We start from the raw sequence: 26,965 nt of genomic DNA on the forward strand, positions 1-26,965 counted from the left end.
GACGCGCCCCGATATCAAGCCCGCGGATCCCGCTCCGGCCCCTGCGTGGCAGGGCTTCGTCGCCGCTCAGGCGGCGGCCTCGCGCGGTCGCGCCGCTTCCCTGAGCTGCCGGGCGATCTCGTCCCAGGCCCGCTGCTCGCCGGGCTTGACCGTGCGGGCGGCGCCGAGGCCCTCGAGCGCCTCCAGCGTGATCGCCTGCTGCAGGGCGCCCGCATCCTGGACGAGGCAATAGAGCATGACGTGGAACTGCAACTTGCCGATGTCGGAGGTGCCGACCGTCACCTCGTAGCCCGGCCCGGCGATCTCGGCGCCAGCCTTGCCGGCCGCCAGCCGGTGGAAGCGCGTTGCCCGGTCGAGATCGTCGGCGAGCGCAGCTTCGGCGGCGGCCTCGATCCGCGCCTTGGTCTCGCGCACCGGCACCGGGCCTTCCAGCGTCAGGGTGAAGCGGTGCGGGAAGAAGTGCCGGGGCTGGGCGCCGACGCGCACCGGCCCGGTCAAAAGGATCGCGTTCGGCAGCATCACCACGCGGCCGGTACCCGAATGGCCGAGATGATGGGGCGGCAGCTCCATGATCGTCGTGGAGAACAGGCCGTGATCGATTACCTCGCCATGGATGCCGTTGATGTCGATGCGGTCGCCGACCTTGAAGAGATGACCGCCGAAGCGCAGCACCGAACCGGCGATGCACATGATCAGCTCCTTGGTCGCTACGACCAGCGCCACCATGACGGCGGCCAGCGAGAACAGGAGGTTCTGGATCTCGCTCAGCCAGATACCGAGCAGCGCCACGGCAACGACGGCATTGGTGATGGCGCGGATGGTGAAGCGGCGCTGGCGGGCCTCGATCGGATCCGTGTTGCGGGTGGCGAACCATTCCCCGGCCCAGCGCAGGCCGAATGTCGCCACGAGGATCGCGAGGCTCCACATCAGATTGTCGGCGATCGGGGTCGGGATGAAGAACGGCACGCAACTCTCCATGGCGTTGCCGGGCCGGACCCTTGCGGGCCGGCTGCCAGACATGCGCCGACGCTTCCTTCGTATCGCCCGCTTATGGTCCCGCGCGGTTAACGGCGCCTTGACGGAACAAGGCCATTTGGCGGCATTTGTCGGGGCGCCCCTGCCGGCTCGGCCACAATCTGAGGACCGGGCGCCGGATCGGCAGGGTGTCCAGCGGCGTCCTTTGGTGTAAAGCCGGCACGATGACTGGCACCATGGAGGATACGCCAAGATGACGACCCGCAAGCTCCTGCTTTTGCCCGGCGACGGGATCGGCCCCGAGACGACGGCACAGGTGGAGAAGCTCACCGCCCTGATGAACGAGATGGTCGGCGCCGGCTTCGAGACCGAGACCGCGCTTGTCGGCGGCTGCGCCTATGACGCGGAAGGCGCGCCGATTTCCGACGCGACCATGGAGCTTGCCATGGCCAGCGACGCGGTGCTGTTCGGGGCCGTCGGTGGGCCGAAATGGGATGGCGTCGATTACGACAAGCGCCCCGAGGCCGGGCTTCTGCGACTGCGCAAGGACATGGAGCTCTTCGCCAATCTGCGCCCGGCGATCTGCTACCCGGCGCTGGCCGGCTCGTCCTCGCTGAAGCGCGAGGTGATCGAAGGTCTCGACATCCTGATCCTGCGCGAGCTGACCGGCGGCGTCTATTTCGGCGAGCCCAAGGAGATCATCGATCTGGGCAACGGCCAGAAGCGCGCCATCGACACGCAGGTCTACGATACCTACGAGATCGAGCGCATCGCCCGGGCCGCCTTCGACCTCGCCCGCACCCGTCGCGGCAAGGTGACGTCGATGGAAAAGCGCAACGTCATGAAGTCGGGCCTCTACTGGAACGAGGTCGTCACGCGCATCCATCGCGACGAATATGCCGATCTGGAGCTGGAGCACATGCTGGCCGATGCCGGCGGCATGCAGCTGGTGCGCGCGCCCAAGCAGTTCGACGTTATCGTCACCGACAATCTGTTCGGCGACATGCTATCCGACATCGCGGCGATGCTGACCGGCTCGCTCGGCATGCTGCCCTCGGCCTCGCTGGGTGCGGCCGACGAGAAGACCGGCACGCGCCGGGCGCTCTACGAGCCGGTGCACGGCTCGGCGCCGGACATCGCCGGCAAGGGCGTCGCCAACCCTCTGGCGATGATCGCCTCCTTCGCCATGTGCCTGCGCTATTCCTTCCAGATGGTCGCCGAGGCCGATGCACTGGAGGGCGCGGTCGCCGACGTCCTGGAATCGGGCGTGCGCACCAGCGACATCATGGGCGAGGGCTGCCGCCAGGTCGGCACCGAGGAGATGGGCGACGCGGTGGCCGCGCGCTTCCGCGAGACGCTCGCCAAGGCCGCCTGAACGGGGCCAGCAACGGCAAGAACGATCATCCTCGCGTGACTGGGACGCAACCGCTCGGGGACATCTGCGTTGTTTGCGCAAGATAACTTCGACAGGAGCGCAGGATGATCAAGAGCATTCTCAAGGCAGTCATCGTCGGCTGGGTGGCCAAGAAGTTCCTCGGCCGCGGCGAAGAGCCCCGCCGGGCACCGCGCCGGGCCTGACCTGACCCCGTCGGTCGAACAGATGGGCGACGACATGAAGACGGCCGGCCTCGCGAGAGGGCGGCCGTTTCTCGTTCAGGATGTTGAAAAGCGCCGTGGCGGCGAAGCCTACATGTGCTTCATCAGCTTGTTGCGCAGCGTCTTGCGATCGCGGCGGCCGCGCATCTGCCGCGTCTCCACCGAATGCGGCACGATCTGCCGGTTGCCGTCGCCGTCCTTCTTGATGGCGAAACTGCGCGTCGCACCGACCGGCATCCGCTCGGTGCCGTAGAGCGCCACCACGGTCAGCACGAAGGTGTCGATCGTGGCGTTGCGGGTGAAATCCGGATCGGTGCTGGTGATCTCCTTCAGCAACTCGTCGAAATGCCCCAGATCCATGTAGCGCCCGGTGCCGAGGCTGCCCTGGCGCATGGCGGAGTGCGGATCCTCGCCCAGGTCTTCCGGCAGGTCTCGCAGATCGGTGAGGGTGTATTCGCGCGTCTCGTCGCCCGCGGTGACCGTGGCCAGCAGGCTCGTCACATAGACCTGTTCGGCGCCCATGTTTGTGATCAGGCAGCGCGAGCGGATGCCGTGGCCGGCGCCGCGGGTGATCAGGATGGAAGACCGGCGCTGGCGCCGGTAGCTGGTCACCATGATCTGCAGATAGACACCCCAGACGCCGAGCATGGCGGCGTTCAGGACGACGTTGAGCGCGCCGCTGTTCTCGGACATCCAGGTGAGCATGCCGACCGATCCTTCCGGTTCTGCGCTGCGACCCCCGAGGGGCGACCCAAACGGCGGTCGCAGCGGCGATGCTCCGCCTAACTGAAGCGGCCGGAGCGCGCGGCAACTGGCCGATTGATCCGCCGTCTATCGACCGCTGGCCGTCGAGCGCCTCATCGACGGCTGGGGATCAGGCTCAGGCTCAGGCCCAGGGACGGCGCTCGGCCAGATCCTGTTCGTAGGAGCCGATGGTCTCGGCCTTCTCCATGGTCAGGCCGATGTCGTCGAGACCGTTGAGCAGGCAGTGCTTGCGGAACGGGTCGATCTCGAAGGTGATCTCGCCGCCGTCGGGGCCGGAGATGGTCTGGGCTTCCAGATCGATGGTCAGGCGGGCATTGGCGCCGCGCTCGGCGTCGTCCATCAAGAGTTCGAGCTGCTCGGGCGTCACCTTGATGGGCAGAATGCCGTTCTTGAAGCAGTTGTTGTAGAAGATGTCGGCGAAGGACGTGGAGATCACGCAGCGGATGCCGAAGTCGAGCAGCGCCCAGGGCGCATGCTCGCGCGACGAACCGCAGCCGAAATTGTCGCCCGCCACGAGGATCTCTGCATTGCGGTAAGCCGGCTTGTTGAGGACGAAGTCCGGGTTCTCCGAGCCGTCCCGGTTGAAGCGCGACTCGGCGAACAGGCCGGCGCCGAGGCCGGTGCGCTTGATCGTCTTCAGATAGTCCTTGGGGATGATCATGTCGGTGTCGATGTTGATGATCGGCAGTGGCGCCGCGATCCCGGTCAGGCGGTCGAATTTCTGCATGGCTCCATCCCCTTGGCTCGCCGATGGTGTCGGCGGATGTTCCTCGCCCGGGGAGATAGCATGGCACCGCCGAGGCGCAAACCGAGGCGTCGTGCGCTGCCGGCCGGGCGATTGCCTCGCGCGGCTGAATCGGCCATGACATCGGCCATGACCACGCCATTTCGCCCCCGCCGCTCGTTGCTCTTCGTTCCCGGCGCCAATGCCCGCGCGCTGGAGAAATCCGACGGTCTCGCCGCCGACGGCCTGATCTACGACCTTGAGGATTCCGCCGCCCCGCACGAGAAGGACGCGGCGCGCGAGCGCCTGCGCACGCATCTGCAGGACACCTCCTTCAAGGGCGAGCGGATCGTGCGGATCAACACGCTCGACACGCAATGGGGCACCGAAGACCTGCTGATGGCGCGCGGCGCCGGGGTCGATGCGATCCTGCTGCCCAAGGTCGAGAGCATTGCGATGCTGGAGGAGGCCGCCGTCGCGCTGGCCGAAACCGACGCGCCGGACAGGCTGAAGCTCTGGGCGATGATCGAGACGCCGCTCGGCATTCTCGATGTCGGCACGATCGCCCGCGAGGGCAGCCGGAACCGGCTCGGCGCGCTCATCGTCGGACCCAACGACATCGCCCTGTCGACGGGTATCGAACCGGGACCGGACCGGGCCGAACTGATGCCCTGGATGATGCAGATCGTCGTCGCGGCGAAAGCCTACGACCTTGCCGTTCTCGACGGCGTCTATGCCGATTTCCGCAATGCGGAGGGCTTTGCCGCCGAATGCGCGGCCGGCCGGCGCATGGGCTTCGACGGCAAGACGCTGATCCATCCGAGCCAGATCGCGGCGGCCAATCAGGCCTTCTCGCCCGATCCGGAGGCGGTCGCCTGGGCCGAGCGGATCGTCGCCGCCTTCGCAGAGCCGGAAAACCGGGACAAGGGCGTCCTGCAGATCGATGGCCGCATGGTCGAGCGGCTGCATCTGACCCAAGCGCAGGCACTTCTCCAGATGCGCGACAAGATCGCCGAACGCGGGACGACGGCATGAAACTCTACCGCTTCCTCTCCGGGCCGGACGATTCCAGCTTCTGCCACAAGGTCTCGCTGGCCCTTTCCAAGGGCTGGGAATTGCACGGCTCGCCGACCTACGCCTTCGACGCGGCGGCTGGCGCGATGCGCTGCGGCCAGGCGGTGACCAAGATCGTCGAGGGCCGCGACTACGACCCGGCGATGAAGCTCGGCGAGCAATAACCGACATTCTGCAAGGAAGCGGTTCGGCGTGTACGCCCGGATCGCGGGACCGCCATGCCGGACGCAACGAAACGCCATCTGGAATCGGCTGTCGGCTACGGCATCGGCTGTGCCGTCCTCGGCCTGTTCGGCGCCGCCTGCCTGACGGTCTTCGCGCTGCTGGCGCTGGCCATGCCGATGACCGTCTCGATCGTCACCGGCGCGCTGGGCGTGCTGGCGTTTCTGGGCTGGCGCAAGCGGCGCCGGCGTCAGGCGACCGAATCCTCCAGTGCCTCCATGTCCTCGTCCGACAGGCCGAAATGATGGCCGATCTCGTGGATCAGGACATGTGAGACGAGGCTGCCGAGCGTCCCCTCGTGCTCGGCCCAGTAATCGAGGATCGGCCGGCGATAGAGCAGGATCCGGTTCGGCAGTTCGCCGGTGACCGGGCTGCCAAGATCGCCGATGCCGCGGCCCTCGAACAGGCCGAGAATGTCGAAGGGGCTGTCGAGCGCCATCTCCTTGACGACGTCGTCGTCGGGAAACTCGGCGATGAGGAAGCGGATCTCGCCCGACAGGGCCCGGAACTCGGCCGGCAGCTCGTCATAGGCCTTGATGGCGATGGCCTCGATCACGTCGAGGCCCGGCGCCATCCGCCCCTCCCAATCCGCGGGCGTCGCGCCGTTCATGGGCGGATTTCCTGATGCTGGCCGTCGCCGGGCGCGGTCTGGCCGTACCAGGCCGCGGCGGCCTCGATCTGCTCCTCGGTGAGGTGCTTGGCGATGTTGGTCATGACATGGGCATAGGCGGTGCCGCCGCGCTCCCCCTCCTTCCACAGATGCAACTGGGTCTTCAGATACCATTCGGGCTGGCCGGCCAGCCGCGGATAGACGGCGTTGCGAGCCGGCTCGCGATTGGCGCCATCGGCGCCGTGGCAGCTTTCGCAGGCCGGCAGCTTGCGCTCCGGCAGGCCGTCTTCGGCAAGCCGTCGGCCCAGCCCCAGGAGCCCCTCTCGCGTATTCGGCGGGCCCGATGCCGCTTCCTCCGGCACGGCGCGTTCGGTCTCGGTCTTCGGCGCTTCGGCAGGTGGCGTCGCGGCGGCTGCGTCTGTTCCGACCCCACCGGTCGCCGCCGGGCTGCCGGGTCCTTCGACGGCGGCGAAATGCTCGGCGAGCCGCGCCAGCATCTCGGCATCGTAGCGCCGGGCCGGCGGCTGCATGAACCCGCTGGCGCGGTCGCCGTTGGAATAGGCTTGCAGGCTGGCCAGAAGATAATCGGCCGGCTGTCCGGCCAGAACCGGAAAGGCACCGTCAGGTCCGCGGCCATAGCCGTCGCGGCCGTGGCAGCGGGCGCAATCGGCCAGCGCGTCCTCGAAGGCGAGTTCGGCGCCGTTGGACAGGACGGCGTTCTGCGCGCCATTGCCGCCGTCGAGCCGGCCATCGGCGCCGCTCGCCAGCGCCAGATCGTCATAGGCGGCCGGCGACATGCCGGGCAGGGCGCGCAGGAAGGCCACCTGCGCCCAGACCTCGTCGGCGCGGGCCTGCGTCGGCCAGGCCGGCATGCCGGTATATTTGATGCCGTGCTGGACGATCCAGAACAGCTCGCGGTCCGACCATTCCGGCACACGTCCCTCGAGGCGTGGCGGGTGCGGCGTCATCGACAGGACGACCGGCGACTGGGCCTCGGTCGGGCTGCCATGGCAGACGGCGCAGCCGGTGGCGAAATGCCCGGCGCCGCGCTTGACCAGCGCCGGGTCGGACAGGTCGAGATCGTCGGGAATGCTGACCGCCAGCGACTGCTTCTCGGCGGCGTTGCCCATGACCCAGTGGAGGAACCAGCCGAAGGGCGGGAAATGCCCGGAGGAGGCGGAGATCGGCACCATGCCGGACCAGCCGAGGGCGAAGGCGGCAACGACGACGGCGGCCGCGGCGGCGCCGATCCGCTTCCAGGTCAGGATGAAATCGATCCGCTTGCGCATTACCGGCAGTCCGCGATCATGATGACGGGCAGGACGTCGAAGATGACGCCGACGAAGGACAGGGCGGCGAGCAGCAGCGTCGAGAATTCCAGAAACCGCTCGCGATCCTCCGGCGTGTCGCGATCGTGGCGATGGCCGCCGCCCCCGGCCGACCAGTCCCGCCAGGCGCGGCGAAAACCATAAGCGATGGCCAGCAGCGACAGGAGGGTGACGACGCCGATGGCGATCCGCGCCGTCGCCAGATCCTTGAACAGCCAGCTCTGGGGCGCGCAGGCATAGGCCGCCACCGTGTAGCTGAACAGGAAGTGCAGCGCCCAGACCAGCGGTGCCGCGATCAGCGTCCACAGATCGTCATAGGTGCGTTTGTCGACCGACATGTTCGCCTCCTAGACCAAGAGCGGGAAGAGCGAGATCGTCACCACGGTTGCCAACGCGGTTGCGGCCATGAAATGCCAGTAGAGCGCGACATTGTGGATATCGATGTCGAAGACCGGCGTCAGCCTGCCGGCCAGCGAACGGGCAAGGCAGTAGGCCAGCATCAGCGCGCCGACCGCACCATGGGCGGCGGTCCAGATGACCAGGGTCCAGACGATCGCCGGATGGACATGGACTGTCGGGTCCATGTTGGTGGCGTAGGGCGCCCAGACCAGGGCCGCCGCGGCCGCCAGGCTGATCGCCGCCGCACCGCCCATCAGGAGCCGCGACAGGCCGACATGCGCGCGGCTGTTGGCGACGAGCGCCGCTTGCGCGCCGATCCAGGCCGCCGCGAACAGCCCCAGCGACACCAGCGGCCAGAGCAATCCCGGCCCTTCCGAGACCGGCGGCGGGAAGTCGGCATGGATGGTGAAGAAGAAGTAATAGCCGAAGGCGAGCCCGGCAAAGGCGGTGCCGTCGCCGATCATGGTGATGAACATCGCCCACCAGCCGACCGAATGCGGGCCCGACGTATAGAGCGGCAGCGACAGGCCGCGTCCGACGTCCTTCTCCATCTTCTCCGGGACGACGGCGGTGCCGCGCCACAGCCAGAGGATGATCGCCGCCGTCGCCAGCACCATCGCGGCGATGGTGGCGTACCAGTAGTGGAAGGTGGCGAGGATGAAGACCGCGCCGAGGAAGACCGCCGCCCAGAAGGTCATGAAGGTCGGCCCCGGCACCCGCAGGCACTGGATCGGCCGGCCGTCGAGGACGCTGGTGACGATGGTCTCGCGCTTCATCTCGACGGCGTCGGGCAGATAGAACCGGCCCTTATCGACGTCGTCGATGAAGTTCGGCTGGTCCCAGATCGGATAGCGGGTGCGCACCAGCGGGATCGAGCGCACGCCCCAGGCTTCGCCGGGCATCTCGCCGAGCCATTCCAGCGTGCCGGCGTTCCAGGGATTGCGCTTGGCATAGGGCTCCTTGCCGCGCGGCCGCAGGACGTCGGCCACGACCACCAGGAAACCGGCGGCGAAGACGAAGGCGCCGATGGTCGAGATCAGGTTGGGGATCCCGAGCCCCAGCGCTTCCGGATAGGTCCAGACCCGCCGCGGCATGCCCATCAGGCCGGACCAGTGCATCGGCATGAAGGCGACGTTGAAGCCGACGAACATCAGCCAGAAGGCGATCTTGCCGAAGCGGTCGGACATTTTCCGCCCACCGATCAGCGGCCAGTAATAATAGACGCCGGCCATCAGCGGAAACAGCATGCCGCCGATCAAGACGTAATGGAGGTGGGCGACGATGAAATAGGTGTCGTGGGCCTGCCAGTCGAAGGGCGCCAGCGCGATCATCACGCCGGTCAGCCCGCCGATGACGAAGATCGCCAGGAAGCCGGAAACGAACAGCATCGGCACCGAATAGATCACCCGGCCGGTCAGAAGCGTCGCCAGGAAGACGAAGATCTGCACGCCGGTGGGGATCGCCACGGCTTCCGAGGCCGCCGAGAAGAAGCCGAGCGAGATCGACGGCAAGCCCGTGGCGTACATGTGGTGGACCCACAGGCCGAAGGACAAGAAGCCGGTGCCGACGGCCGCCAGCACGATCCAGGAATAGCCGAGGATCGGGCGCTGGGCGAAGGTCGGCACGATCATCGCCAGCAGCGCGATGGCCGGCAGGAAGACGATGTAGACCTCCGGATGGCCGAAGATCCAGAACAGATGCTGCCACAGCATCGGGTCGCCGCCCCGCGTCGGGTCGAAGAACGGCCAGTTGAACAGCCGTTCCAGCTCGAACAGGATGTCGCCGGCAATCAGCGGCGGGAAGGCGAAGAGGATCATCCCGGCGACGACCAGCACGTACCAGCCATAGAGCGGCATCAGGTTGAGCCGCATGCCGGGCGGCCGGCATTTGAGCGTGCCGACGATCAGCTCCACCGCCGCGGCGATCGAGGCGACCTCGATGAAGGACAGGCCCAAGAGCCAGATGTCCGGGCCGTAGCCGGGCGAGAACCGCTCCTGCGTCGTCATCGGCGGATACATGAACCAGCCGCCCTCGGGGGCCGAATCGAAGAAGATCGAGCCGCAGACGAAGACGCCGCCGATCAGGAAGCACCAGTAGCCGAAGGCCGACAGGCGCGGGAACGGCAGGTCGCGCGCCCCCAGCATCTGCGGCAACAGGATGATCGCCACGGCCTCGAAGATCGGTACCGCGAACAGGAACATCATCACGGTGCCGTGCAGCGTGTAGACCTGGTTGTAGAAGGACGCGGTCAAAAAGTCGTTGTCTGGCACCGCCAGCTGGCTGCGGATCATCAGGCCGAGAACGCCGGCAAACAGCATGAAGGCGAAGGAGGTCGCGGTGTACCAGATGCCGACTTCGGTGTTGTTGACCGCCGACCAGTAGCGCCAGCCCTTGGGGGCGGCCCAGACCGTGCGCAGCCGGTCCTCCTGCTCGCGGCGGACGGCCGGGTCCTCCTGGTCGCGATCGCTCGCGCCGGTGATCGCCGGGTTGTCGAAGGGTATCTCGCTCATTCGAGGCGTCCGAGCCATTGGGCGATCGCGTCGATCTCGGCGTCCGGCAGGACGCCGAAGGACGGCATCTCGACGCCCGGCTTGACGTGATCGGTGGAGTGGATGAAGCGGGCGATATTGGCGACATTCGTCGGCAGCAGGCCGGCGGCGATGGTCTGGCGCGAGGCGATGTGGGTCAGGTCCGGGCCGACGCGGCCGTCGGCCTCGGTGCCGCGGACCGTATGGCAGGCGCCGCAGCCATTCTTGAGGAACAGCGCCGCGCCGGGATCGTCGGTGACGGCTGCCGGCTGGGCCAGGGCCGCGACGCGCGCGTCGTACTCGGCCTGCGGCACCACCACGACGCGCAGCCCCATCTGGGTATGGGCGTCGCCGCAGAATTCGGCGCAGACGCCGTTATAGATGCCTTCGCGGGTCGGCTCGAGCACCAGCCGGTTGACCCGGCCGGGAATGGCGTCGGTCTTGCCGGCAATGGCGGGAACCCAGAAGGAATGGATCACGTCGGGACTGCCGAGCAGGATCTCCGTGCGTCGGCCAAGCGGCAGCCAGAGCTCGTTGGCGCTTTCGACGCCGCCGGCGGGCAGGCTGCGCACCGCGCCCGGCTCGCCCTCGACATCATAGGAGATGCGCCACCAGAAGCGCTCGCCCGAAACCGCGATGGTCGGCCCGTTTGCGGGGCGGCGCAGCTCCGGCATCATGGCGAGCCCCCAGATCAGGAGGCCGGCGAGGACGACGACCGGAAAGACACCGCCGCCCCAGATGATCAGGTAGAGGCCGGTGCGTTCGCTGTGGGCACGGGGCCGGGTCTTGGTGGCGTAGATGCCGAGCCCGATGACGAACAGCCAGATCGCGACCGATCCGACCAGCATGACCCAGAACAGGAAGGCGACGTCGGTGGCCTCGGCGCCGGCGCCCTCGAAGACCGATTGCGGTCCGGCGCAGCCGGCCAGGAGTGCCAGTCCGGCCGGGGCGGCGAGACGCGCGACCCGGCCCGGCCGCAAGGCGGCGGGCAATCTGCGACGGCTGGAGGTCCCGGTCGTGAGCGGCCGCGATGCCGGCATCGTCATCCTTTCGATATGGCGCGGTCGCCGGATTTCCGGACGCCCCTCGTGGCGCCCTTATCGGCAGATAGGCGCCGTCCAGGCTTCGGCCAGAACGAAAGTGACGACCGCGCCCACATCGCTCTCAGCGAGCCGGATCATTGGAAATTGCGGCCCTTGGGCAGCACCTCCCGGCTCTGGCGTTCGGCCATGCTGCGCTGGATCGGGCCGTCGCTCGCCGCCACCATGCGCAGGTGCCGGTGGGCCAGCCGCTTCTCGTCGATCGGTCGGCGCACCTCGTCGGCGCGGGCAAGGGCGGCGCCGAGCGAGACGGCGAGCTCCGCCGCGTCCACGTCGCCGGCCTTCGCCGCGTCGTGCGAAAGGCCGGGCGGACGGCTGGAGGGGCGCCGCAGCGGGCTCTTCACGTGGTCGGCAGGGGCCAGGGCGTAGTCCGTCGTCGCGCCGCCATCGGCAACGCACATCAGGAGCGGCGTCAGGTCCTCGATGGTCTGGGCGACGACATGGATGACGCCGTGGTCGGACTGCATCCGGCCGGTCACCTTGACGAAACGGGCCCCCAGGACGAGGGCGCGGTGGCTTTCGAAAACCTTCGGCCAGACGATGATATTGGCGGTGCCGGTCTCGTCCTCGATGGTCATGAAGATGACGCCCTTGGCCGAGCCGGGCCGCTGGCGGATCAGGACGAGGCCGGCGACCGTGACCCAGCTACCCGAGCGCAGGCGCTCCAGCCGTTCGTCGGGGATGACCCGCAGGGCCTCGAGGTCGCGGCGCACGAAGCTCACCGGATGCGCCTTCAAGGACAGCGACAGGAAGCGATAATCGTTGATCACCTCCTCGCCGACCGGCATCGGCGGCAGCGTCGCATCGGGCTCGGCCTGCAGGTCGCGGGTCGCCGCCTGCTCGAACAGCGGCAGCCGCTCCGACGAGCCCTTGGCGTCGAGCGCCCGGCAGGCCCACAGCGCGTCGCGGCGGCTGTAGCCCAGCGAGGCGAAGGCGTCGGCATCGGCCAGCCGCTCGATGGTCGCGCGCTTCAGCCCCGAGCGCAGCCACAGGTCGCGCACGGAATCGTAGCCCGCGCCCCGCGCCGCCACCAGCGTGCGCATGTCGGCCTCGCCGAGGCCCTTCACCTGCCGGAAGCCGAGACGGACCGCGTGGCGCGTGCGGATATGGTCGCGCATGCCGGCATTGCGCGCCTTCATCCGCCCGGGGTCGAAGTCGGCCGCCTCCAGCGTCTGGTCCCAGTCGGAGCGATTGATGTCGACCGGCCGCATCTCGACGCCGTGCTCGCGGGCGTCGCGCACGATCTGCGCCGGGGCGTAGAAGCCCATCGGCTGGGCGTTCAGGAGGGCGGCGGCGAAGACGTCCGGATAATGGCATTTCAGCCAGCAGGAGGCATAGACCAGCAGCGCGAAGGAGGCGGCGTGGCTTTCGGGAAAGCCGTATTCGCCGAAGCCCTCGATCTGCTTGAAGCAGCGCTCGGCGAAGTCGCGTTCGTAGCCGCGCGCCACCATGCCCTCGACCATCTTCTTCTGGAAGGTGTGGATGGTGCCGACCCGCCGGAAGGTCGCCATGGCGCGGCGCAGCCGGTCGGCCTCGTTGGGCGTGAAGCCGGCCGCGACGATGGCGATCTTCATCGCCTGTTCCTGGAACAGCGGCACGCCGAGGGTGCGGCCGAGCACCTCGCGCAGTTCCTCCTTGGGGAAGGTGACCGGCTCCAGCCCCATCTTGCGGCGCAGATAGGGGTGGACCATGTCGCCCTGGATCGGCCCGGGCCGCACGATCGCCACCTCGATGACCAGATCGTAGAAACAGTCGGGCCGCAGCTTGGGCAGCATGGTCATCTGCGCCCGGCTCTCGATCTGGAAGACGCCGAGCGTGTCGGCGCGCTGGATCATCGCATAGGTGGGCTGGTCGTCCTGGGCCTTCGACAGATCGGCCAGCGTCAGCGGCAGGTCGTAATGCTGCTGCAGGAGATCGAAGGCCCGGCGCAGGCAGGACAGCATGCCCAGCGCCAGGATGTCGATCTTCAGGATGCCGAGCTCGTCGAGATCGTCCTTGTCCCACTCGACGATGGTGCGCCCCTCCATGCCGGTGTTGAGGATCGGGACCACCTCGTCGATGCGGCCCTTGGTGATGACGAAGCCGCCGACATGCTGGGACAGATGCCGCGGAAAGCCGGCGAGCTCGGCGGAGAAGGACAGGACGTTGGCGGTGGTGGCGTCCTTGGCCGACAGGCCCGCGGCCGCGGCTTCGCGCTCGCCGAGATCGGCGGAGGAATAGCCCCAGACCGAGCCGGACAGGGCCGAGACCGCATCTTCCGACAGGCCGAACGCCTTGCCGACCTCGCGGGCGGCCGAACGCGCCCGGTAGGTGATGACGGTGGCGGCGATGGCGGCGTTGTCGCGGCCGTAATGCTCGTAGATGTACTGGATCACCTCCTCGCGGCGCTCGTGCTCGAAGTCGATGTCGATGTCCGGCGGCTCGCGCCGGTCCGAGGAGATGAAGCGCTCGAACAGCAGGCCGGCCCGCTCCGGCGAGACCTCGGTGACGCCGATGCAGAAGCAGACGACGGAATTGGCCGCCGAGCCGCGGCCCTGGCACAGGATGCCCTTCTCGCGGGCGCCCTTGACGATGTGGTGGACGGTGAGAAAATACGGCTCGTACTGCAACTCGCCGATGATCTTCAGCTCGTAGTCGATCCGCGTCGTCACGCTGGCCGGCACACCCTCCGGATAGCGCCAGCGGGCGCCCTCATGGGCGAGATGGCGCAACTCCTCGGCCGGCGAGCGCGACAGCTTCAGCGCCTCGTCGGGATATTCGTAGGCGAGGCTCTTCAGGTCGAATTGCAGCTCGGCGAAGAACCGGCCGGTCTCGGCGATCGCCTCGGGATAATGGCGGAACAGCCGCTCCATCTCGTGCGGCGCCTTCAGATGCCGCTCGGCATTGCGCGCCAGAAGGAAGCCGGCCTCGGCCAGCGGTACATGCTCGCGGATCGCGGTCATCACGTCCTGCAGCCGCCGCCGGCCGGGCGCGTGGTGGAAGGCGTCGTTGGTGGCCAGCATCGGCGTGCGGCACCGCGCGGCCAGGTGCGCCGCCCGCGCCATGCGGCGTTGGTCGAGCCCGTCATGGGCCGGCGCGACGGCCAGGCGGACGGCGCCGCCGAAGGCCTCGCGCAGCCGGTGCAGCGGGTCGGCGAGGCCGGCCTCCATTGCCGCGGCGTCGCCGTCCTGGCCGCAGCCGAGCGCCTGCGGCGCGATCATCGCGAGGTTCAGCCCCTCGCCCCATTCCAGAAGGTCGGCAAGGGTTAGGATGCAGCTGCCCTTGGTCGCCCGCAGATTGCCGCGGCTCAGAAGCCGGCAGAGCCTGCCCCAGCCGGCGCGGTCGCGCGGATAGGCGAAGATGTCGGGCGTCGCGTCGGAAAACACCAGCCGGGCGCCGGGTGCATAGGGCAGTTCCGCCTCGCGGGCGGCCTGATGGGCGCGCACGACGCCGGCCACGGTGTTGCGGTCGGCAATGCCGAGGCCGGCGAGCCCCAGCCGATGGGCGGTGACCACCAGCTCCTCCGGCTGCGACGCGCCGGCAAGGAAGGAAAAGCAGCTGGCGACGCCGATCTCGGGAAAGGCCCGGGGCTCGCGATAAGGCTCGATCCTCATGCGAAGATGCCGTGCAGGAACCAGGCCGGGCGCCCGTCCGGCACCTGCAGTTCGGGGTCGACGGCCGGATCGGCGCAGCCCTCACGAAACAGCCAGAAGCGGCGGCCGGCCTCGTCCTCGACGCGGTAATAGTCGCGGGCCGCCGCGTCGGGCTGGCGCCACCATTCGCCGGCGATGCGCTCCGGCCCCTCGGCGCGGCGCACCACGTGCAGCGCCCGGCGCCAGCGAAATTTCAGCGGCGCGCCGTCCGGCACCTCGAAGCTCGCCTCGATCGCTTCCGGCATGGCGAGCAGCCGCAGCGGCCGCGGCGCCGTCTGCGGCGCGGCGACCGGTGCCGGCCTTGCCAGCGCGGCCGAGCCCGCCACCATCGGCCGCCAGCGCTCGGCCCGCTCGGGCCAGTGGCTGGCGACGGCGTCGAGCCGCAGGACGCTGGCCTCGCCGAGCCGCGCCCCGAGCCTGTCGACGAGGCTGCCGAAGGCGTCGCTGCCGACGGTCTCGCCGGACAGGTCGGTCTGCAGGTCTGGCATCGGCTCGGTGGCGTAGATGGCGAGCTTGACGAGATCGTAGCCGAAGCCGGCGTCGAACTCCTCGCCGAGCCCCTTCATGCGCTCGCGGAACAGGCGCTGGATGGCGGCGGGCTCGCGCACCGGCCGCGAGGCGCCGACCACCAGCCGGTTGACCGCGCCGTCGACGCGAAACAGCGACAGTTCGAGCTGCCGCGCCCCGACGCCGCGCCGCTCCAGATCGCCCTTCATCCGCGCCGCCAGCAACAGGAGGATGCGCTCGACGTCGTCGGTCAGGCTGATCGGCTCGAACAATCGCCGCTCGGCGGTCAGGTCCGGTACCGGCCGGCGCGGGCTGATCGGCCGGGAGGCGCGGCCGAGCGCGGTGTCGAGGCGGGCGAGGAGATCTTCGCCGAAGCGCCGCGCCAGCCCGGCGCGGGGCAGCGCCAGCAGCGCGTCGATGGTCTTCAGGCCGAGACGGCGAAACATCGCCGCGACCGGCGGCTCCAGCCGCAGCGCGGCGACGGGCAGCGGCGAAACGGCGGCCAGCTCGTCATTCTCGGCGACGATGGCGCCGCCGCGCCCCTTGCCGCCGCCGACCAGCGCCAGGGCCGTGCCGGCATGGCTGGCGATCGCTGCAAGCGCGGCGAGGCCCTGATGGAACAGCCGCACCAGGAGATCGTCCATCAGCGCCTTCTCGCCGCCGAAGAGATGGGCGCAGCCGGAAATGTCGAGGACGAGACCGTGCGGCGCGTCGAGGGCGACGAGCGGCGTGTAGCGGTCGCACCAGTCGGCGACCGCCTCCAGAAGCCGCCGGTCGGCCGCCGGGTCGGCAAGCATGACCTCCATGTCCGGAAACCGCGCCTTCGCCTCGGCCAGGCCGCTGCCCGCCGCAAGCCCCATGGCCTCGGCTGCCTCGCAGGTCGCCACGATGCGGTTGGCGTTGCCGACGGTCTCGTAGAGCGCCAGCGGCGCCGGGCGGCCGCTTTCGCCATCGCCGTCGTCGGCCGCTCCCTTACGAGGCGCGTCGGAGCGCCACGACCGTCCCATCCGCTCGCGCCGGATCCGGTCCGTCGACAGCCGTGGAAACGACAGGGCGAGATAGCGGTTCGGAACGGGCCGGGGGGCCGAAACGTCGCTCATGGGAATTCCACTCCAGGACTACATGCTGCGGGCGACCGTCGCGGGATTTCTCCACCGTGACGTCGAAGACCGGGTGGCCGATGAGCTTGTCGCGATCGGCCAGGTCGGCGACGTGGCTCGCCGGCCCCGGCCGGATCCGCAGTCGCAGCGGCGCGGCGGTGGCCTCGGGACAGGCGCTCTGGCGCAGCAACAGCAGAGGCAGGCCGGCGTCGCGGGCGCGCAGATGCAGCCTCCGGGTGCCGTCGAGGCCGAGCCGGGCGGGATTGCCGCGCACTTCCAGGATCGCCATGGCCAGCGCCCGCGAGGTGGCGGCCTCCTCGCCGGCCCAGGCCGCCTCGTCGAGCTTGCGGGTCTTGACGAGGCAGAGCGCGGCGGGGTCGAGGCCGAAGCTCGCAAGCCCCGGCAGATAGGGAAGCCCGGCCTCGGAAAACGCCATCATGTCGCCGATCCACAGGAGCGGCCGGTCCGGGCGGGCGCCGAAGCGGATCGCCAGCGCCAGCGCGAAGCCGGCGAGCGAGCCGCCGTCGCGGGTCTCGTCGAGATGGATTTCGGCCAGTCCCGCCGCCGGAAAGCCGCCGCCGAGCGCCGCATCGGCCGCTGCGTCGCCGAGCGACAGGAGCTTCGGCATCGCGCGCCGCACGGCTGCCGCATCGCCCTGGTGGCGGGTGTCCGCAGCGGTGTTTTCCATCCGGCAGACCGGCTCGCCCTCGATCTGCGCGATGCGCTCGCGTAGCTCCGACAGGGCACGATTCCTAGCAAAATCCCGGTCCGTGCCATACAGGCGAACGGGCGCGGGCGGGGCCGCGCGCCGGGAGGCGGTCAGCGCGGCGGGATCGGTTGAGGCCATAGGATTCTCCTTCGATCACAAGGGATTCGCGATCGCTCCGCCTCACCAAGAGGTTTGTTCCTGATATGTTCCTATGGATTCCAGAGCGGCCCTGGAGAGTCAAGCCGAGTCTGCTCAGGGCCCGAGCGCCGTTTCCGGAAAGGGCAGGATTCCTAATCCCCTGTCTTGCGACAACCACGCAAAAAGGCCGTCGCGAGGGTGTCGCGACGGCCTTTCGAAAGGTCTGTGGATGATGGGTGCAGTCAGGTGTCCTTGGTGACGTGCGGCCGTTCGCCGACGAAGAAGAACGGCCGCAGGCGTACGCCGAGAACCGAGCCGGCATAGGCGGCGACCAGCCACAGCCAGCCATGCAGGCTGCCCGAGGCGATGCCGCCGAAATAGGCGCCGATATTGCAGCCGAAGGCGATTCGCGCGCCATAGCCCAGCAGCAGTCCGCCGATCGCCGCGGCCAGGATGGAGCGCAGCGGAATGGCGAAGTTCGGCGCCAGCCGGCCGGCGAGGGCCGCGGCGAGGAGGGCACCGAGGATGATGCCGAAATTCATCACCGAGGTGATGTCGGCGAAGATGCTGGAGGACAGCGCCGTCGCATTGCCCGGCTTCTGCCAGTAGGACCAGGCGGAGGGATCGACGCCGCCGAGTTCCGACAGCTTGGCGCCCCACAGGGCGAAGGCCGAGGTGATGCCCCAGGGGCGCCCGGCCAGCGCCAGCGTGACGAAGTTGAGCAGCGCCAGCGCGATGGCGCCGGCGACCAGCGGCCACGGCCCGCGGGCAAAGCGTGCCAGACCGTGGCGCTTCGGTGCGTCGGCCTGCTCCAGCCCGCCATGGCGGCGCTTTTCAACGAGGATCGTCACGGCCGCGATGGCCGCGAAGAGGGCGAAGGACAGGACGATGCCCAGCGGCGCGCCGACACTGTCGACGACCGAGACCGGCTCGAAGGCCGGCAGCGCCATCCACCAGTCGAAATGGATCGTCGCCAGCAGCGAGCCGATGATGAAGAAGGCCAGCGTGATCAGCATGCGGGCATTGCCGCCGCCGGCGGTGTAGAGCGTGCCGGAGGCGCAGCCGCCTCCCAGCTGCATGCCGATGCCGAAGATGAACGCCCCGACCAGCACCGAGGTGCCGACCGGCGAGACGAATCCCGAGACTTCCTGGCCGAACAGGCTGCCGGCGGCCAGCGCCGGGAAGAACAGCGCGACGGCGATGGCGAGCATCACCATCTGGGCGCGCAGGCCCCGGCCGCGACCGTCGCGGATGAAGTTGCGCCAGGCCGAGGTGAAGCCGAAGGCGGCATGGTAGAGGACGAGGCCGAAGGCGCCGCCGACGACGAAGAGCGCGGCGATGCGCGGGCTCTGGCCGAAGGCGAGACCCAGCGCGCCGATGAGGGCGAGGCCGAGCGCGACCCAGGCGGCCGGGCTCACGGCGCCGCTGCCGGGGGCGCGGCCCGCCATGGTGATCTGCGACATGGATGTCTCCGTGGAAATGCAGGCTGTTGCGACGACAGATAGGGTCGGGCTGCGGGGCCGACGACGCACAGCATGCTCCGCCCGGCAGCGGGAGGCGAAGATTGTTCCCCGCAAAGGCCGATCCGCGCCAAGCGCATCATCTCGGGCGCCGCGAGGCTTTCGTGAGCCGGCTACATCCGGATGCGGCGCAGCGCGTCGGCCGGTTCGCGGCGACCGCGCCATTGCTTGGGATAGCCGAAGGAGACCTCCTCGAAGGCGACGCCGTCGATGGTCCTGGACGAGGGCATGTGCAGATGGCCGGAGATCACGGCCCGAGCGTTGTAGCGGGTGTGCCAGTCCTCGGTGCGGGTGGTGCCGCACCAGATCGAGAAGCGCGGAATGCGCGGCAGGCGGGCCAGATCGCGGCGCAGCGGCCAGTGATTGACGAGGATGTTGGGCACGCCGTCGTCGAGCCCGTCGAGGCGGGCCGCGGTCGCCGACACGCGCGCCGCGCACCAGGCGCTGCGACTGGCATGGGGATCGGCCGGCAGGAACTGCTCGTCGGAGCAGACCGGCCCGCCCTCGCGGGCCCAGGCGACGGCGTCCTCATGGGCGACATCGGAGGGCCGGAAGGAATAGTCGTAGAGCAGGAACATCGGCACGATGCGCACGTCCTGCCCGTCGATGGCGACGACCGGATAGGCGTCCTCGGGCGTCAGCACGCCGCGGGCCCGGCAGCGCTCGACGAAGTGGCGGTAGCGCGCCTCGCCGCGCAGCGGCACGCCTTCGCTGGCCACGGCCCAGAGTTCGTGATTGCCCGGTACCCAGACCACCTGCCGGTATTTCGGCTGCAGGACGTCGAGGGCCAGATCCAGATGGCGCTCGGTCTCGCCGACGTCGCCGGCGAGGATCAGCCAGTCGTCCGGATGCGCGGCAATCTCGTGGATCGCCTCGCGATTGGCCGGGTGGCCGAGATGCAGGTCGGCGACGGCGAAGAGCTTCACGACGCGACGTCCGTGGCATCGATATCGGTAACGGAGCCCGACAGCGGAACGGTGCGCAGGAATCGCACGGTGTCAATCCGGTCCGGCGGCGAGGCCGCGAAGGCCAGGCGATGGTCGTTCGACACGCGCCGGCGCAGGAAGGCCCAGCGGGCCGGATCGTCGGGGCAGCCTTCATCGAAGGCGATGGTCGGCCGCTCGGTGGCGTCGTCGAGGGCGAAGGAGAAGCCGTCCAGCGGCAGGGCCAGCCCCATGCCGCGGGCCTTGATATAGGCTTCCTTCAGGGTCCAGACCGCAAAGAACCGCTCGGCCAGAGCCGGACCGGTCGCCGCGCGCACCCACTCGGCTTCAGACGGCGAGAAATAGCGCCCGGCCAGATCGAAGGTGGCGCTTTCCCGGCCGACTGCCTCCACGTCGACGCCGATCTCGCAGCCCCTGGAGACGGCCAGGGCGACGAGGCCGCGCGTATGGGAAAGGTTGAACACGAGGCCGCCCGCCGCCTCGCCGACGATCGAGGGCCGGCCATGGCGGTTGGTCTCGAAGCGCCAGTCGGCGGGCGCGGTGTCGCGGTAGCGCGACAGGGTGGTGCGGACCAGCGCCCGCCCGACCAGGAACTCGTCGCGGGCGCCCGCCACCTTGTAGCGGTCGTGGCGCTCGACCTCGTGCGGGTCGAGGAGCTTGCGATAGGCCGCGCGCTCGCTGTCGCCGATATCGGCCAGGAAGGTCAGCCAGATGGCGACGCCGTTCTCCGGCAGGACAGGGGCGCTGGTGGCGGGATCGATCGGTGGCAAGGCGGTCCTCGGCGGCACGGCGGCCAGGGTTCAATGGCCGCAAAAGCATCGAGGCGCGGGGGGGCGCCCGCGCCTCGATCATCGTTCAATGTGGGGAGGCCTCAGTCCACCCGGTAGAGGGGCACCGGCCGTTCGTCGCGGCGCTCCTCGCGATAGTTGCGACGATCGTCCCGCCGGTCCTCGCGGAATTCGCGCCGGTCGTCACGCCGGTCTTCGCGGAAGTCCCGGCGGGCATCGCGACGGGCATCGCGCCGGTCGTCGCGGCGATCGAAGTCGCGGCGGTCGCGGCCCCGGCGATCGTCGTAGCGGTCCCGGTCGCGATAGAAATTGCGGCTGCGATAATGGTCATCCCAGTAGCGGCCGATGGAGAAGGAGATGACCGGCGCGTCCATCCGGTCGACATAGCGCGGGCCGGTATAGCGGCGCTCGCGGGCGTCGGCGAGATAGTTGGACGACATCCAGCCGCGCTGGCCGTCATAGCCGACATCGCACCAGGCGCGGGTGTCGAGGCAGCCGAAGACGCGGACCCGGTCGCCGGCGCCGACGACGTTGACGGCAGGATAGGAGGTCGACGGGCCGGCGCGCAGATTGACGTCGGTGGTGGCGATCGCACGCGACTGCGCCTGTGCGCTCGCCGGCAGCGTGATGGCGCTCGCGACCGCGAGCGCTGCAAAGAGCATCTTGTTCATGGCGTTCCCTCGGACTGAGCCGGAACCTCTCCGGTTCTCTTGCTGCAGTAAGCCACAGTCAGTCCGAACGGTTCCCGAACGCACCTGTTATCCGGCGTTCATCTTCCGCGACGGCAGGAGGGTCAGCGCTTCGCCTCGATCGCGTCCCACAGGACCGCGGCGATATCGGCGCCGCCGAAGCGCTTCACCTCGCGGATGCCGGTCGGGGAGGTGACGTTGATTTCGGTCAGGAGATCGCCGATCACGTCGATGCCGACGAAGATCAGGCCGCGCTCGCGCAGCGCCGGTCCGATGCGCTCGCAGATCTCGCGTTCGCGGGGTGTCAGCTCGGTCGGGGTCGCCTGGCCGCCGACATGCATGTTGGAGCGGGTGTCGGTCTCGGCGGGCACGCGGTTGATCGCACCGGCGAACTCGCCGTCGACCAGGATGATCCGCTTGTCGCCCTTGCGCACGTCCTTCAGGTAGCGCTGCACGATGAACGGCTCGCGGAAAAGCAGGCCGAAGGTCTCCAGGAAGGAGGTCAGGTTGCGGTCGTCCGGGGTGATGTGGAAGACGCCGGCGCCGCCATTGCCGTAGAGCGGCTTCATGACGATGTCGCCGAATTCGGCGCGAAAGGCCATGACCTCTTCCGGGTCCTTGGTGATCAGCGTCTCCGGCATCAGATCGGCGAATTCGGTGACGAAGATCTTTTCCGGCGCGTTGCGCACCGAGGTCGGGTCGTTGACGACCAGCGTCTTCGGGTGGATGCGGTCGAGAATGTGGGTCGAGGTGATGTAGGCCATGTCGAAGGGCGGGTCCTGGCGCAGGAGGACGACGTCCATCTCGGCCAGATCGACCTTTTCCTGGGGCCCGAGGCTGAAATGGTTGCCCTCTTCCTCGCGCAGTTCCAGCACCTCGCCGCGGGCCGTGGCGCGGCCGTCGCGCAGCGACAGCCGGTCGGGCGTGTAGTGGAACAGGCTGTGGCCGCGGTTCTGCGCTTCCAGGCAGAGGGCGAAGGTGGAATCGCCCTTGATCGAGATCGAGGAGACATGGTCCATCTGGACCGCGACTTTGAGCGCCATGGGGTTTCCTTCGCCTGGGAACGGGTACGACCGCGCTGCGACGTAGCGCCGAGCGGCGGCATGCGCAATGGCAATGGACGGATCGTCGCCGGCAAGGCCCCGGGGCGGGGCCCTGGTCAGGCGACCCAGCGGCGTCCGGTGGTCTCCAGCCCGAAGAAGCGCGGCGTGCGGGCAAAGGCGGCGAGGCCGGCCAGCGCGGCCAGCGGCTCGGTCACCACGAAGAGCGGGATCTCGCGCATCAGCGCGCTGTGCGGCGCCTTGTCCTCGAAGGCGGCGCGGACCTGGTCGGCCTTCAGGATCGGGATGATGCGCTGGAAGATGCCGCCGGCGATGTAGACGCCGCCGCGGGCCATGAAGAGAAGCGCGATGTCGCCGGCGACACGGCCGAGATAGGTGGCGAAGAGGTCGACGGCTTCGCTCGACGGCGCATCCTTGCGGTTGACGGCCGCCTCGGTGATCTCGGCGGGCGAGCTGTGGACCGGGTCGACGCCGTCGGCGGCGCAGATCGCCTCGTAGAGATTGACGAGGCCGCGGCCGCACAGGACCTGCTCGCCCGACACCCGTCCCTCGATGGTCTTCAGATGCGGCCAGATCGCGTAGTCGCGGGGCGTACGCGGGCCGAGATCGATATGACCACCTTCGCCGGCGACCGGGATCCACATGCTGCGGGCGCGCACCAGCCCGGCGACGCCGAGGCCGGTGCCGGGGCCGAGCACGGCGCGGCTGGCGCCTTCATGGACGGTGCCGCCGCCGATCTGCGAGCGCGAGGCGTCGCCCAGCGCGGAGATCGCCAGCGCCTGCGCCTCGAAGTCGTTCAGGACGATGACCTCCTCGATCCCCAGCTCGGCCAGCATCTTGCGCGGCCGCACCACCCAGGGGCAGTTGGTCAGGTCGATCTCGTCGCCGTCCACCGGGCCGGCGACCGCCAGGACCGCCGATTTCGGCTGGATGGAAGTCTTGTCCAGAACCGTCGCCTGGATCGCATCGTCGATCGTCTCGAAATCCGCGGTCTGGATCACCGGGAACGGCTTGGGATCGGCGAAGGCGTCGACCAGCAGGGAAAAGCGCGCATTGGTGCCGCCGATATCGCCGATCAGGACCGGAAACTTCAACGCGTCGTTTTCGTCGCGCTTGCCTGCCATGGGAATGCCCGCTTCAATCGATTCGTATGACTGCCACATAGGCCATTGCCGTGACGAAGGCAAAACGCCGATCCGCCGCGCGCGCCGGCTCCGCCCCCACCCGCGGGGCCGGCAGCGGCCCGCAGGACGGACCGATGCGGTTCAGCGGATCGGGCGGTTGGTCGGGATCGGAACCCGCACTTCGGGCGCATAGCCCAGCGCCCCGGCCGGGGCGGCCATGCTGGCGGCCACCACGCCGCCGCCGCCGTCGAAGCGGGCCGGCGCGTTGGCGACCTGACGGCAGGCGTCAGGCATGTCGGCCAGCATCATCGGCGGCTTTGGCTTGGCCGGCTTGCCGCCGGGCTTGGGCGGCTGCAGCGCCACGTCGAACCACCAGTCGAGATCGCCGCAGCCGTCGCCGCTGCCGGTGGAGCGCTGGGCCGTGCAGCCGGGCGAGCCGGGCTGGCAGAACAGCCGCACGTGAAAATGTTCGTGATGGCCGTAGTAAGGGCGGACCTTGTTCAGCCAGGCGCGTTCGCGCCCTGTGGTCTCGCACAGCTTCTTCTTGATGCCCGGATGGACGAAGATGCGCTGCACCTTGGGGTCCTCGGCGGCCATGCGGATAAGGTCGCGATAGTTCGAGGTCCAGACCCGGTCGTCGACCTGGAAGGTGCCGGGCTTCAGCACCGAGCGGAACGGAAAATCCTCGCGGGCCTCCGGCGTCAGCCGGGCGGCCGGCATCGGCTGCAGCCAGATGTCGGCGTCGAGGCCGATCTGGTGCGAGGCATGGCCGGACGGCATCGGGCCGCCGCGGGCCTGCGAGATGTCGCCGACGAGAAGGCCGGGCCAGACGCCGCGCGCCGCCGCCTCACGGGAGAGGCGCTCGAGGAAGGAAATGGTGTTGGGGTGGCCGTAGCGGCGATCGCGCGACAGGCGCATCGCCTGCCATGCCGGGCCGTCGGCGGGCAGTTGCGCCGCGCCGGCAAGGCAGCCCTTGGAGTAGAAGCCGTGGCTGGCCGAGGGCAGGGCCGCCGCCGCATGCTGGCTGCCGAAGATCTGCTTGGCGGTCGGCTCGGCCGCGACGGCCGTGCATGCCATCATCGCCGCGACCAGAAGCGCGCCCGCCGCCGTGCGTGTCCGCGTCTTGCCCGTTGCCGTCATCAGCCTCGTCGTCCCCCGTCGTCGCGTCCGCGAGCCTATCGGGCGCAGTTGGGCCGAGGCTTGCGGGAAGGCGCCCGGGCGCGGCGAGACGCCGGCCCGGATCGTCATGCGAAGACTGCCGCAGGCTTATGCCGTTTTCGTGGCCGTCAGCCGGAAACCTCGACCCAGTCGCCGGTCCGGCCGGCCTCGAACAGGGCGTCGATCGCCGCCTGGTTGCGGCGGCTGGATTCCAGCGAGAACAGTTCGGTGTCCTTGCCGGCGATCGCGTCGGCGAAGCTCTCCACCTGCAGCCGGTACTGGTCGATGCCGGGGAAGCGGAAGGTCTCGGTGTGGCGGTGCGTGCGGTCGTGCAGGAACACCTTGTCGCCGTCATAGAGGCTGGCGTTGAACGGCGCGGCGATCTCGATGAAGCCGTCCTGGCCGTGGAAGACGATGCCCTGCCGGTTGGCCATGCGGGTGCCCAGATACAGGCTCATCTCGAAGTCGCCGAAATCCACCGTGCCGGTGACGAAGGAATCGGTGCCGAATTCGGCATCGGTGACCACCTTGGCGCGCACCCGCACCGGCTCCATGCCGGTCGCGAAGCGGCTGGTGACCATGGGATAGACGCCGATGTCGCGCAGCGCGCCGCCGCCCAGTTCGGGCCGGTTGCGCATGTTGGCGGCGTCGACATTGTAGTAGCTGAAGGCCGCCTCGATATGCATCAGCCGGCCGATGGCGCCGTCGGCAATGAGCTGCTGCACCTTGGCCCATTGCGGGTGATAGGTGACCATGAAGGCCTCGGACACCGTGACGCCGGCCGCCTTCGCCGCATCGGCGATCGTCGCGATCTCCGCGGCGGTCATGCCCATCGGCTTTTCGCACAGGACGTGCTTGCCGGCCTCGATCGCCTTCAGCGTCCATTCGGCGTGCTGGGACGTCGGCAGCGGGACGTAGATCACGTCGACCTCGTCGGAGGCCAGGAGCTCGTTGTAGCTGCCATAGGCGCGCGGGATGCTGAACATCTCGGCGACTTCGCGCGCCCGCTCCCCGTCACGGCTGGCGATCGCCGCCAGCCGGCCGTTGGTCGCCTTGGCGATCGCGGGCATCACATGTTCCCGCCCAATCTTGGCGGTGGACAGAATTCCCCATCTGAGCATGCCGGTTCCCCCCTTGTGGTCGTTCGTCGTCATTGTCCTTGCCGCGACCGGCCGCCCCTCGCCAGGCGGCCGGTCGCAGATCCCGTCAGCCGTTCAGGACGGCCTTCACGGTGTCCAGCTCGGTCAGCGGCAGCTGCGGCCGCGGGCCGATCTGGCCGATGATGTGGCCGGCCGACGCGACACCGAGCCGGGCCGATTTCTCGTGGTCGAGGCCCATCGTATAGCCGCGCAGGAAACCGGCGGCGAAGAGGTCGCCCGCACCGGTCGCGTCGACCACCTTGTCGACCGCCGTCGCAGGCACCGTGATCCGCTGCTCGCCTTCGGCCACGATGCAGCCCTTCTCGCTGCGGGTAACCGCGGTGAAGCGCTTGACGTCCTTGGCCAGCGCGTCGATCGCCGCGTCCATGTCCTCGGTCTCGTAGAGCGCCTTGGCCTCGGCCTCGTTGGCAAAGACGATGTCGACCGTGCCCGAGCGGATCAGGTCGAGGAACTCGGCGCGGTAGCGATGCACGCAGAAGGAATCCGACAGGGTCATGGCGACCTCGCGGCCGTTCTCATGGGCGATCTTCGCGGCGGCGACGATGGCTTCCTTGGCGCGGGGCGGATCCCACAGATAGCCTTCGAAATAGGTGACCTTGGCAGCGGCCACGAGCGAAGCGTCGATGTCCTGCGGTCCGAGCTCGGTGCAGGCGCCGAGGAAGGTGCTCATCGAACGCTCGCCGTCCGGCGTGACCAGCACCATGCAGCGCGCCGTCGGCGGCGTGGTGTCCAGCGGCGTGGTGTCGAACTTGACGCCAAGCGCGCGGATGTCGTGGGTGAAGATCCGGCCGAGCTGGTCGTTGGCGACCTTGCCGATATAGGCACCCGTGCCGCCGAGGCTGACCAGCCCGGCGATGGTGTTGCCGGCGCTGCCGCCCGAGGTCTCGGTGCCCGGACCCATGGCGTCGTAGAGATGCTCGGCGCGTTCGGCGTCGATCAGCGTCATGCCGGCCTTCTGCACGCCTTCGCGTTCCAGAAAGGCGTCGTCGGCCCGCGCGATGATGTCGACGATCGCATTGCCGATCGTCAGAACGTCGTATTCTGCCATGGTCCATCCTGTCGTTGAAGCGTGCCGTCTGGTTAACCCGCGGCGGCCGAAATGGCCAGCGGGGCA

Annotated in this window: 24 protein-coding genes; 4 read left to right on the plus strand and 20 right to left on the minus strand. The window is 69.1% G+C overall.

All coding sequences use genetic code 11. The annotated features are described in order from the left end of the window. Positions 1-66: 66 nt before the first annotated feature. On the minus strand, positions 67-1,020 hold the full coding sequence (locus J3367_RS06860) for a mechanosensitive ion channel family protein (protein ID WP_029702753.1): 954 nt from the start codon (positions 1,018-1,020) through the stop codon (positions 67-69). Positions 1,021-1,228: 208 nt separating this feature from the next. Between J3367_RS06860 and leuB the strand changes: the two genes are divergently transcribed. Further along, positions 1,229-2,350: a 3-isopropylmalate dehydrogenase gene (gene leuB / locus J3367_RS06865; RefSeq protein ID WP_024349363.1), complete on the plus strand. Its 1,122-nt coding sequence runs from the start codon at positions 1,229-1,231 to the stop codon at positions 2,348-2,350. A gap of 311 nt (positions 2,351-2,661) precedes the next feature. Here the strand turns inward: leuB and J3367_RS06870 are convergent, their stop codons facing one another. Beyond that, complete coding sequence (locus J3367_RS06870) at positions 2,662-3,276, minus strand: hypothetical protein (RefSeq protein ID WP_024349364.1); 615 nt, start codon at positions 3,274-3,276, stop codon at positions 2,662-2,664. 181 nt (positions 3,277-3,457) lie between these two features. After that, a complete protein-coding gene (gene leuD, locus J3367_RS06875; protein WP_024349365.1) occupies positions 3,458-4,063 on the minus strand; it encodes a 3-isopropylmalate dehydratase small subunit in 606 nt (201 codons plus the stop codon). 147 nt (positions 4,064-4,210) lie between these two features. Between leuD and J3367_RS06880 the strand changes: the two genes are divergently transcribed. The 3 genes from J3367_RS06880 to J3367_RS06890 are packed head-to-tail and all read left to right on the plus strand — an operon-like array spanning position 4,211 to position 5,601. Beyond that, a complete protein-coding gene (locus J3367_RS06880) occupies positions 4,211-5,095 on the plus strand; it encodes an HpcH/HpaI aldolase/citrate lyase family protein (protein WP_035694673.1) in 885 nt (294 codons plus the stop codon). Further along, the gene (locus tag J3367_RS06885; protein WP_009211183.1) at positions 5,092-5,298 is read left to right on the plus strand and encodes a DUF1737 domain-containing protein; all 207 of its coding nucleotides are present in this window, start codon (positions 5,092-5,094) and stop codon (positions 5,296-5,298) included. The genes J3367_RS06880 and J3367_RS06885 overlap by 4 nt, the downstream gene beginning before the upstream one ends. A gap of 54 nt (positions 5,299-5,352) precedes the next feature. Next, positions 5,353-5,601 (plus strand): phage holin family protein, encoded by a 249-nt coding sequence (locus J3367_RS06890; RefSeq protein WP_024349367.1) that lies wholly within the window; start codon positions 5,353-5,355, stop codon positions 5,599-5,601. Here the strand turns inward: J3367_RS06890 and J3367_RS06895 are convergent. From J3367_RS06895 to J3367_RS06975, 17 genes are all read right to left on the minus strand, one after another. Then, positions 5,547-5,966, minus strand: a complete 420-nt coding sequence (locus J3367_RS06895) for a metallopeptidase family protein (RefSeq protein ID WP_024349368.1) — start codon at positions 5,964-5,966, stop codon at positions 5,547-5,549. The genes J3367_RS06890 and J3367_RS06895 overlap by 55 nt on opposite strands. Next, complete coding sequence (locus tag J3367_RS06900) at positions 5,963-7,255, minus strand: c-type cytochrome (protein ID WP_024349369.1); 1,293 nt, start codon at positions 7,253-7,255, stop codon at positions 5,963-5,965. The genes J3367_RS06895 and J3367_RS06900 overlap by 4 nt, the downstream gene beginning before the upstream one ends. Then, entirely contained in the window at positions 7,255-7,632 is a 378-nt protein-coding gene (locus tag J3367_RS06905; RefSeq protein WP_009211180.1) for a hypothetical protein, read from the minus strand. Before J3367_RS06905 ends, J3367_RS06900 begins: the two co-directional genes overlap by 1 nt. 9 nt (positions 7,633-7,641) lie before the next feature. Continuing rightward, entirely contained in the window at positions 7,642-10,203 is a 2,562-nt protein-coding gene (gene ctaD, locus J3367_RS06910; protein ID WP_024349370.1) for a cytochrome c oxidase subunit I, read from the minus strand. Continuing rightward, positions 10,200-11,213, minus strand: coding sequence for a cytochrome c oxidase subunit II (gene coxB, locus J3367_RS06915; RefSeq protein WP_306302712.1), 1,014 nt, complete (start codon positions 11,211-11,213; stop codon positions 10,200-10,202). The genes ctaD and coxB overlap by 4 nt, the downstream gene beginning before the upstream one ends. Positions 11,214-11,398: 185 nt before the next feature. Next, complete coding sequence (locus J3367_RS06920) at positions 11,399-14,914, minus strand: error-prone DNA polymerase (protein WP_024349372.1); 3,516 nt, start codon at positions 14,912-14,914, stop codon at positions 11,399-11,401. Then, positions 14,911-16,467 carry a Y-family DNA polymerase gene (locus J3367_RS06925; RefSeq protein WP_024349373.1) on the minus strand — a complete coding sequence of 519 codons (1,557 nt, stop codon included), beginning with the start codon at positions 16,465-16,467 and terminating at the stop codon, positions 14,911-14,913. The genes J3367_RS06920 and J3367_RS06925 overlap by 4 nt, the downstream gene beginning before the upstream one ends. Then, positions 16,433-17,407, minus strand: coding sequence for an ImuA family protein (locus J3367_RS06930; protein ID WP_024349374.1), 975 nt, complete (start codon positions 17,405-17,407; stop codon positions 16,433-16,435). Before J3367_RS06930 ends, J3367_RS06925 begins: the two co-directional genes overlap by 35 nt. A gap of 242 nt (positions 17,408-17,649) precedes the next feature. Next, complete coding sequence (locus tag J3367_RS06935; RefSeq protein WP_024349375.1) at positions 17,650-18,870, minus strand: YeeE/YedE family protein; 1,221 nt, start codon at positions 18,868-18,870, stop codon at positions 17,650-17,652. Between the two features lie 170 nt (positions 18,871-19,040). Beyond that, on the minus strand, positions 19,041-19,853 hold the full coding sequence (locus J3367_RS06940; protein WP_024349376.1) for a metallophosphoesterase family protein: 813 nt from the start codon (positions 19,851-19,853) through the stop codon (positions 19,041-19,043). Continuing rightward, the gene (locus tag J3367_RS06945; protein ID WP_051141512.1) at positions 19,850-20,641 is read right to left on the minus strand and encodes a 4'-phosphopantetheinyl transferase family protein; all 792 of its coding nucleotides are present in this window, start codon (positions 20,639-20,641) and stop codon (positions 19,850-19,852) included. Before J3367_RS06945 ends, J3367_RS06940 begins: the two co-directional genes overlap by 4 nt. A 101-nt stretch (positions 20,642-20,742) precedes the next feature. Then, the gene (locus tag J3367_RS06950) at positions 20,743-21,330 is read right to left on the minus strand and encodes an SH3 domain-containing protein (RefSeq protein WP_024349378.1); all 588 of its coding nucleotides are present in this window, start codon (positions 21,328-21,330) and stop codon (positions 20,743-20,745) included. A 122-nt stretch (positions 21,331-21,452) separates the two neighbouring features. After that, positions 21,453-22,391, minus strand: coding sequence for a glutathione synthase (gshB, locus tag J3367_RS06955; protein WP_024349379.1), 939 nt, complete (start codon positions 22,389-22,391; stop codon positions 21,453-21,455). 116 nt (positions 22,392-22,507) lie between these two features. Next, positions 22,508-23,533: a glucokinase gene (locus J3367_RS06960; RefSeq protein WP_024349380.1), complete on the minus strand. Its 1,026-nt coding sequence runs from the start codon at positions 23,531-23,533 to the stop codon at positions 22,508-22,510. A 141-nt stretch (positions 23,534-23,674) separates the two neighbouring features. After that, positions 23,675-24,673 (minus strand): penicillin-insensitive murein endopeptidase, encoded by a 999-nt coding sequence (gene mepA / locus J3367_RS06965; RefSeq protein WP_024349381.1) that lies wholly within the window; start codon positions 24,671-24,673, stop codon positions 23,675-23,677. A 146-nt stretch (positions 24,674-24,819) separates the two neighbouring features. Then, positions 24,820-25,812, minus strand: a complete 993-nt coding sequence (locus J3367_RS06970; RefSeq protein ID WP_024349382.1) for a Gfo/Idh/MocA family protein — start codon at positions 25,810-25,812, stop codon at positions 24,820-24,822. 85 nt (positions 25,813-25,897) lie between these two features. After that, positions 25,898-26,899, minus strand: a complete 1,002-nt coding sequence (locus tag J3367_RS06975) for an adenosine kinase (RefSeq protein ID WP_024349383.1) — start codon at positions 26,897-26,899, stop codon at positions 25,898-25,900. Positions 26,900-26,965: the final 66 nt, after the last annotated feature.

The sequence above is a fragment of the Aurantimonas sp. NFXS3 genome (assembly GCF_049132005.1).
Taxonomy (GTDB): Bacteria; Pseudomonadota; Alphaproteobacteria; order Rhizobiales; family Rhizobiaceae; genus Aurantimonas; species Aurantimonas coralicida.

What these genes read in the sequence shown, in the direction of transcription:
- J3367_RS06960 (WP_024349380.1), bottom strand. Translation starts at nt 23,533, where the DNA reads ATGGCAGGCAAGCGCGACGAAAACGACGCGTTGAAGTTTCCGGTCCTG.
- J3367_RS06860 (WP_029702753.1), bottom strand. Translation starts at nt 1,020, where the DNA reads ATGTCTGGCAGCCGGCCCGCAAGGGTCCGGCCCGGCAACGCCATGGAG.
- J3367_RS06975 (WP_024349383.1), bottom strand. Translation starts at nt 26,899, where the DNA reads ATGGCAGAATACGACGTTCTGACGATCGGCAATGCGATCGTCGACATC.
- ctaD (WP_024349370.1), bottom strand. Translation starts at nt 10,203, where the DNA reads ATGAGCGAGATACCCTTCGACAACCCGGCGATCACCGGCGCGAGCGAT.
- J3367_RS06885 (WP_009211183.1), top strand. Translation starts at nt 5,092, where the DNA reads ATGAAACTCTACCGCTTCCTCTCCGGGCCGGACGATTCCAGCTTCTGC.
- J3367_RS06895 (WP_024349368.1), bottom strand. Translation starts at nt 5,966, where the DNA reads ATGAACGGCGCGACGCCCGCGGATTGGGAGGGGCGGATGGCGCCGGGC.
- J3367_RS06880 (WP_035694673.1), top strand. Translation starts at nt 4,211, where the DNA reads ATGACCACGCCATTTCGCCCCCGCCGCTCGTTGCTCTTCGTTCCCGGC.
- J3367_RS06900 (WP_024349369.1), bottom strand. Translation starts at nt 7,255, where the DNA reads ATGCGCAAGCGGATCGATTTCATCCTGACCTGGAAGCGGATCGGCGCC.
- J3367_RS06935 (WP_024349375.1), bottom strand. Translation starts at nt 18,870, where the DNA reads ATGTCGCAGATCACCATGGCGGGCCGCGCCCCCGGCAGCGGCGCCGTG.
- J3367_RS06970 (WP_024349382.1), bottom strand. Translation starts at nt 25,812, where the DNA reads ATGCTCAGATGGGGAATTCTGTCCACCGCCAAGATTGGGCGGGAACAT.
- J3367_RS06925 (WP_024349373.1), bottom strand. Translation starts at nt 16,467, where the DNA reads ATGGGACGGTCGTGGCGCTCCGACGCGCCTCGTAAGGGAGCGGCCGAC.
- J3367_RS06920 (WP_024349372.1), bottom strand. Translation starts at nt 14,914, where the DNA reads ATGAGGATCGAGCCTTATCGCGAGCCCCGGGCCTTTCCCGAGATCGGC.
- J3367_RS06950 (WP_024349378.1), bottom strand. Translation starts at nt 21,330, where the DNA reads ATGAACAAGATGCTCTTTGCAGCGCTCGCGGTCGCGAGCGCCATCACG.
- J3367_RS06870 (WP_024349364.1), bottom strand. Translation starts at nt 3,276, where the DNA reads ATGCTCACCTGGATGTCCGAGAACAGCGGCGCGCTCAACGTCGTCCTG.
- J3367_RS06905 (WP_009211180.1), bottom strand. Translation starts at nt 7,632, where the DNA reads ATGTCGGTCGACAAACGCACCTATGACGATCTGTGGACGCTGATCGCG.
- leuB (WP_024349363.1), top strand. Translation starts at nt 1,229, where the DNA reads ATGACGACCCGCAAGCTCCTGCTTTTGCCCGGCGACGGGATCGGCCCC.
- J3367_RS06930 (WP_024349374.1), bottom strand. Translation starts at nt 17,407, where the DNA reads ATGGCCTCAACCGATCCCGCCGCGCTGACCGCCTCCCGGCGCGCGGCC.
- mepA (WP_024349381.1), bottom strand. Translation starts at nt 24,673, where the DNA reads ATGACGGCAACGGGCAAGACGCGGACACGCACGGCGGCGGGCGCGCTT.
- gshB (WP_024349379.1), bottom strand. Translation starts at nt 22,391, where the DNA reads ATGGCGCTCAAAGTCGCGGTCCAGATGGACCATGTCTCCTCGATCTCG.
- leuD (WP_024349365.1), bottom strand. Translation starts at nt 4,063, where the DNA reads ATGCAGAAATTCGACCGCCTGACCGGGATCGCGGCGCCACTGCCGATC.
- J3367_RS06890 (WP_024349367.1), top strand. Translation starts at nt 5,353, where the DNA reads ATGCCGGACGCAACGAAACGCCATCTGGAATCGGCTGTCGGCTACGGC.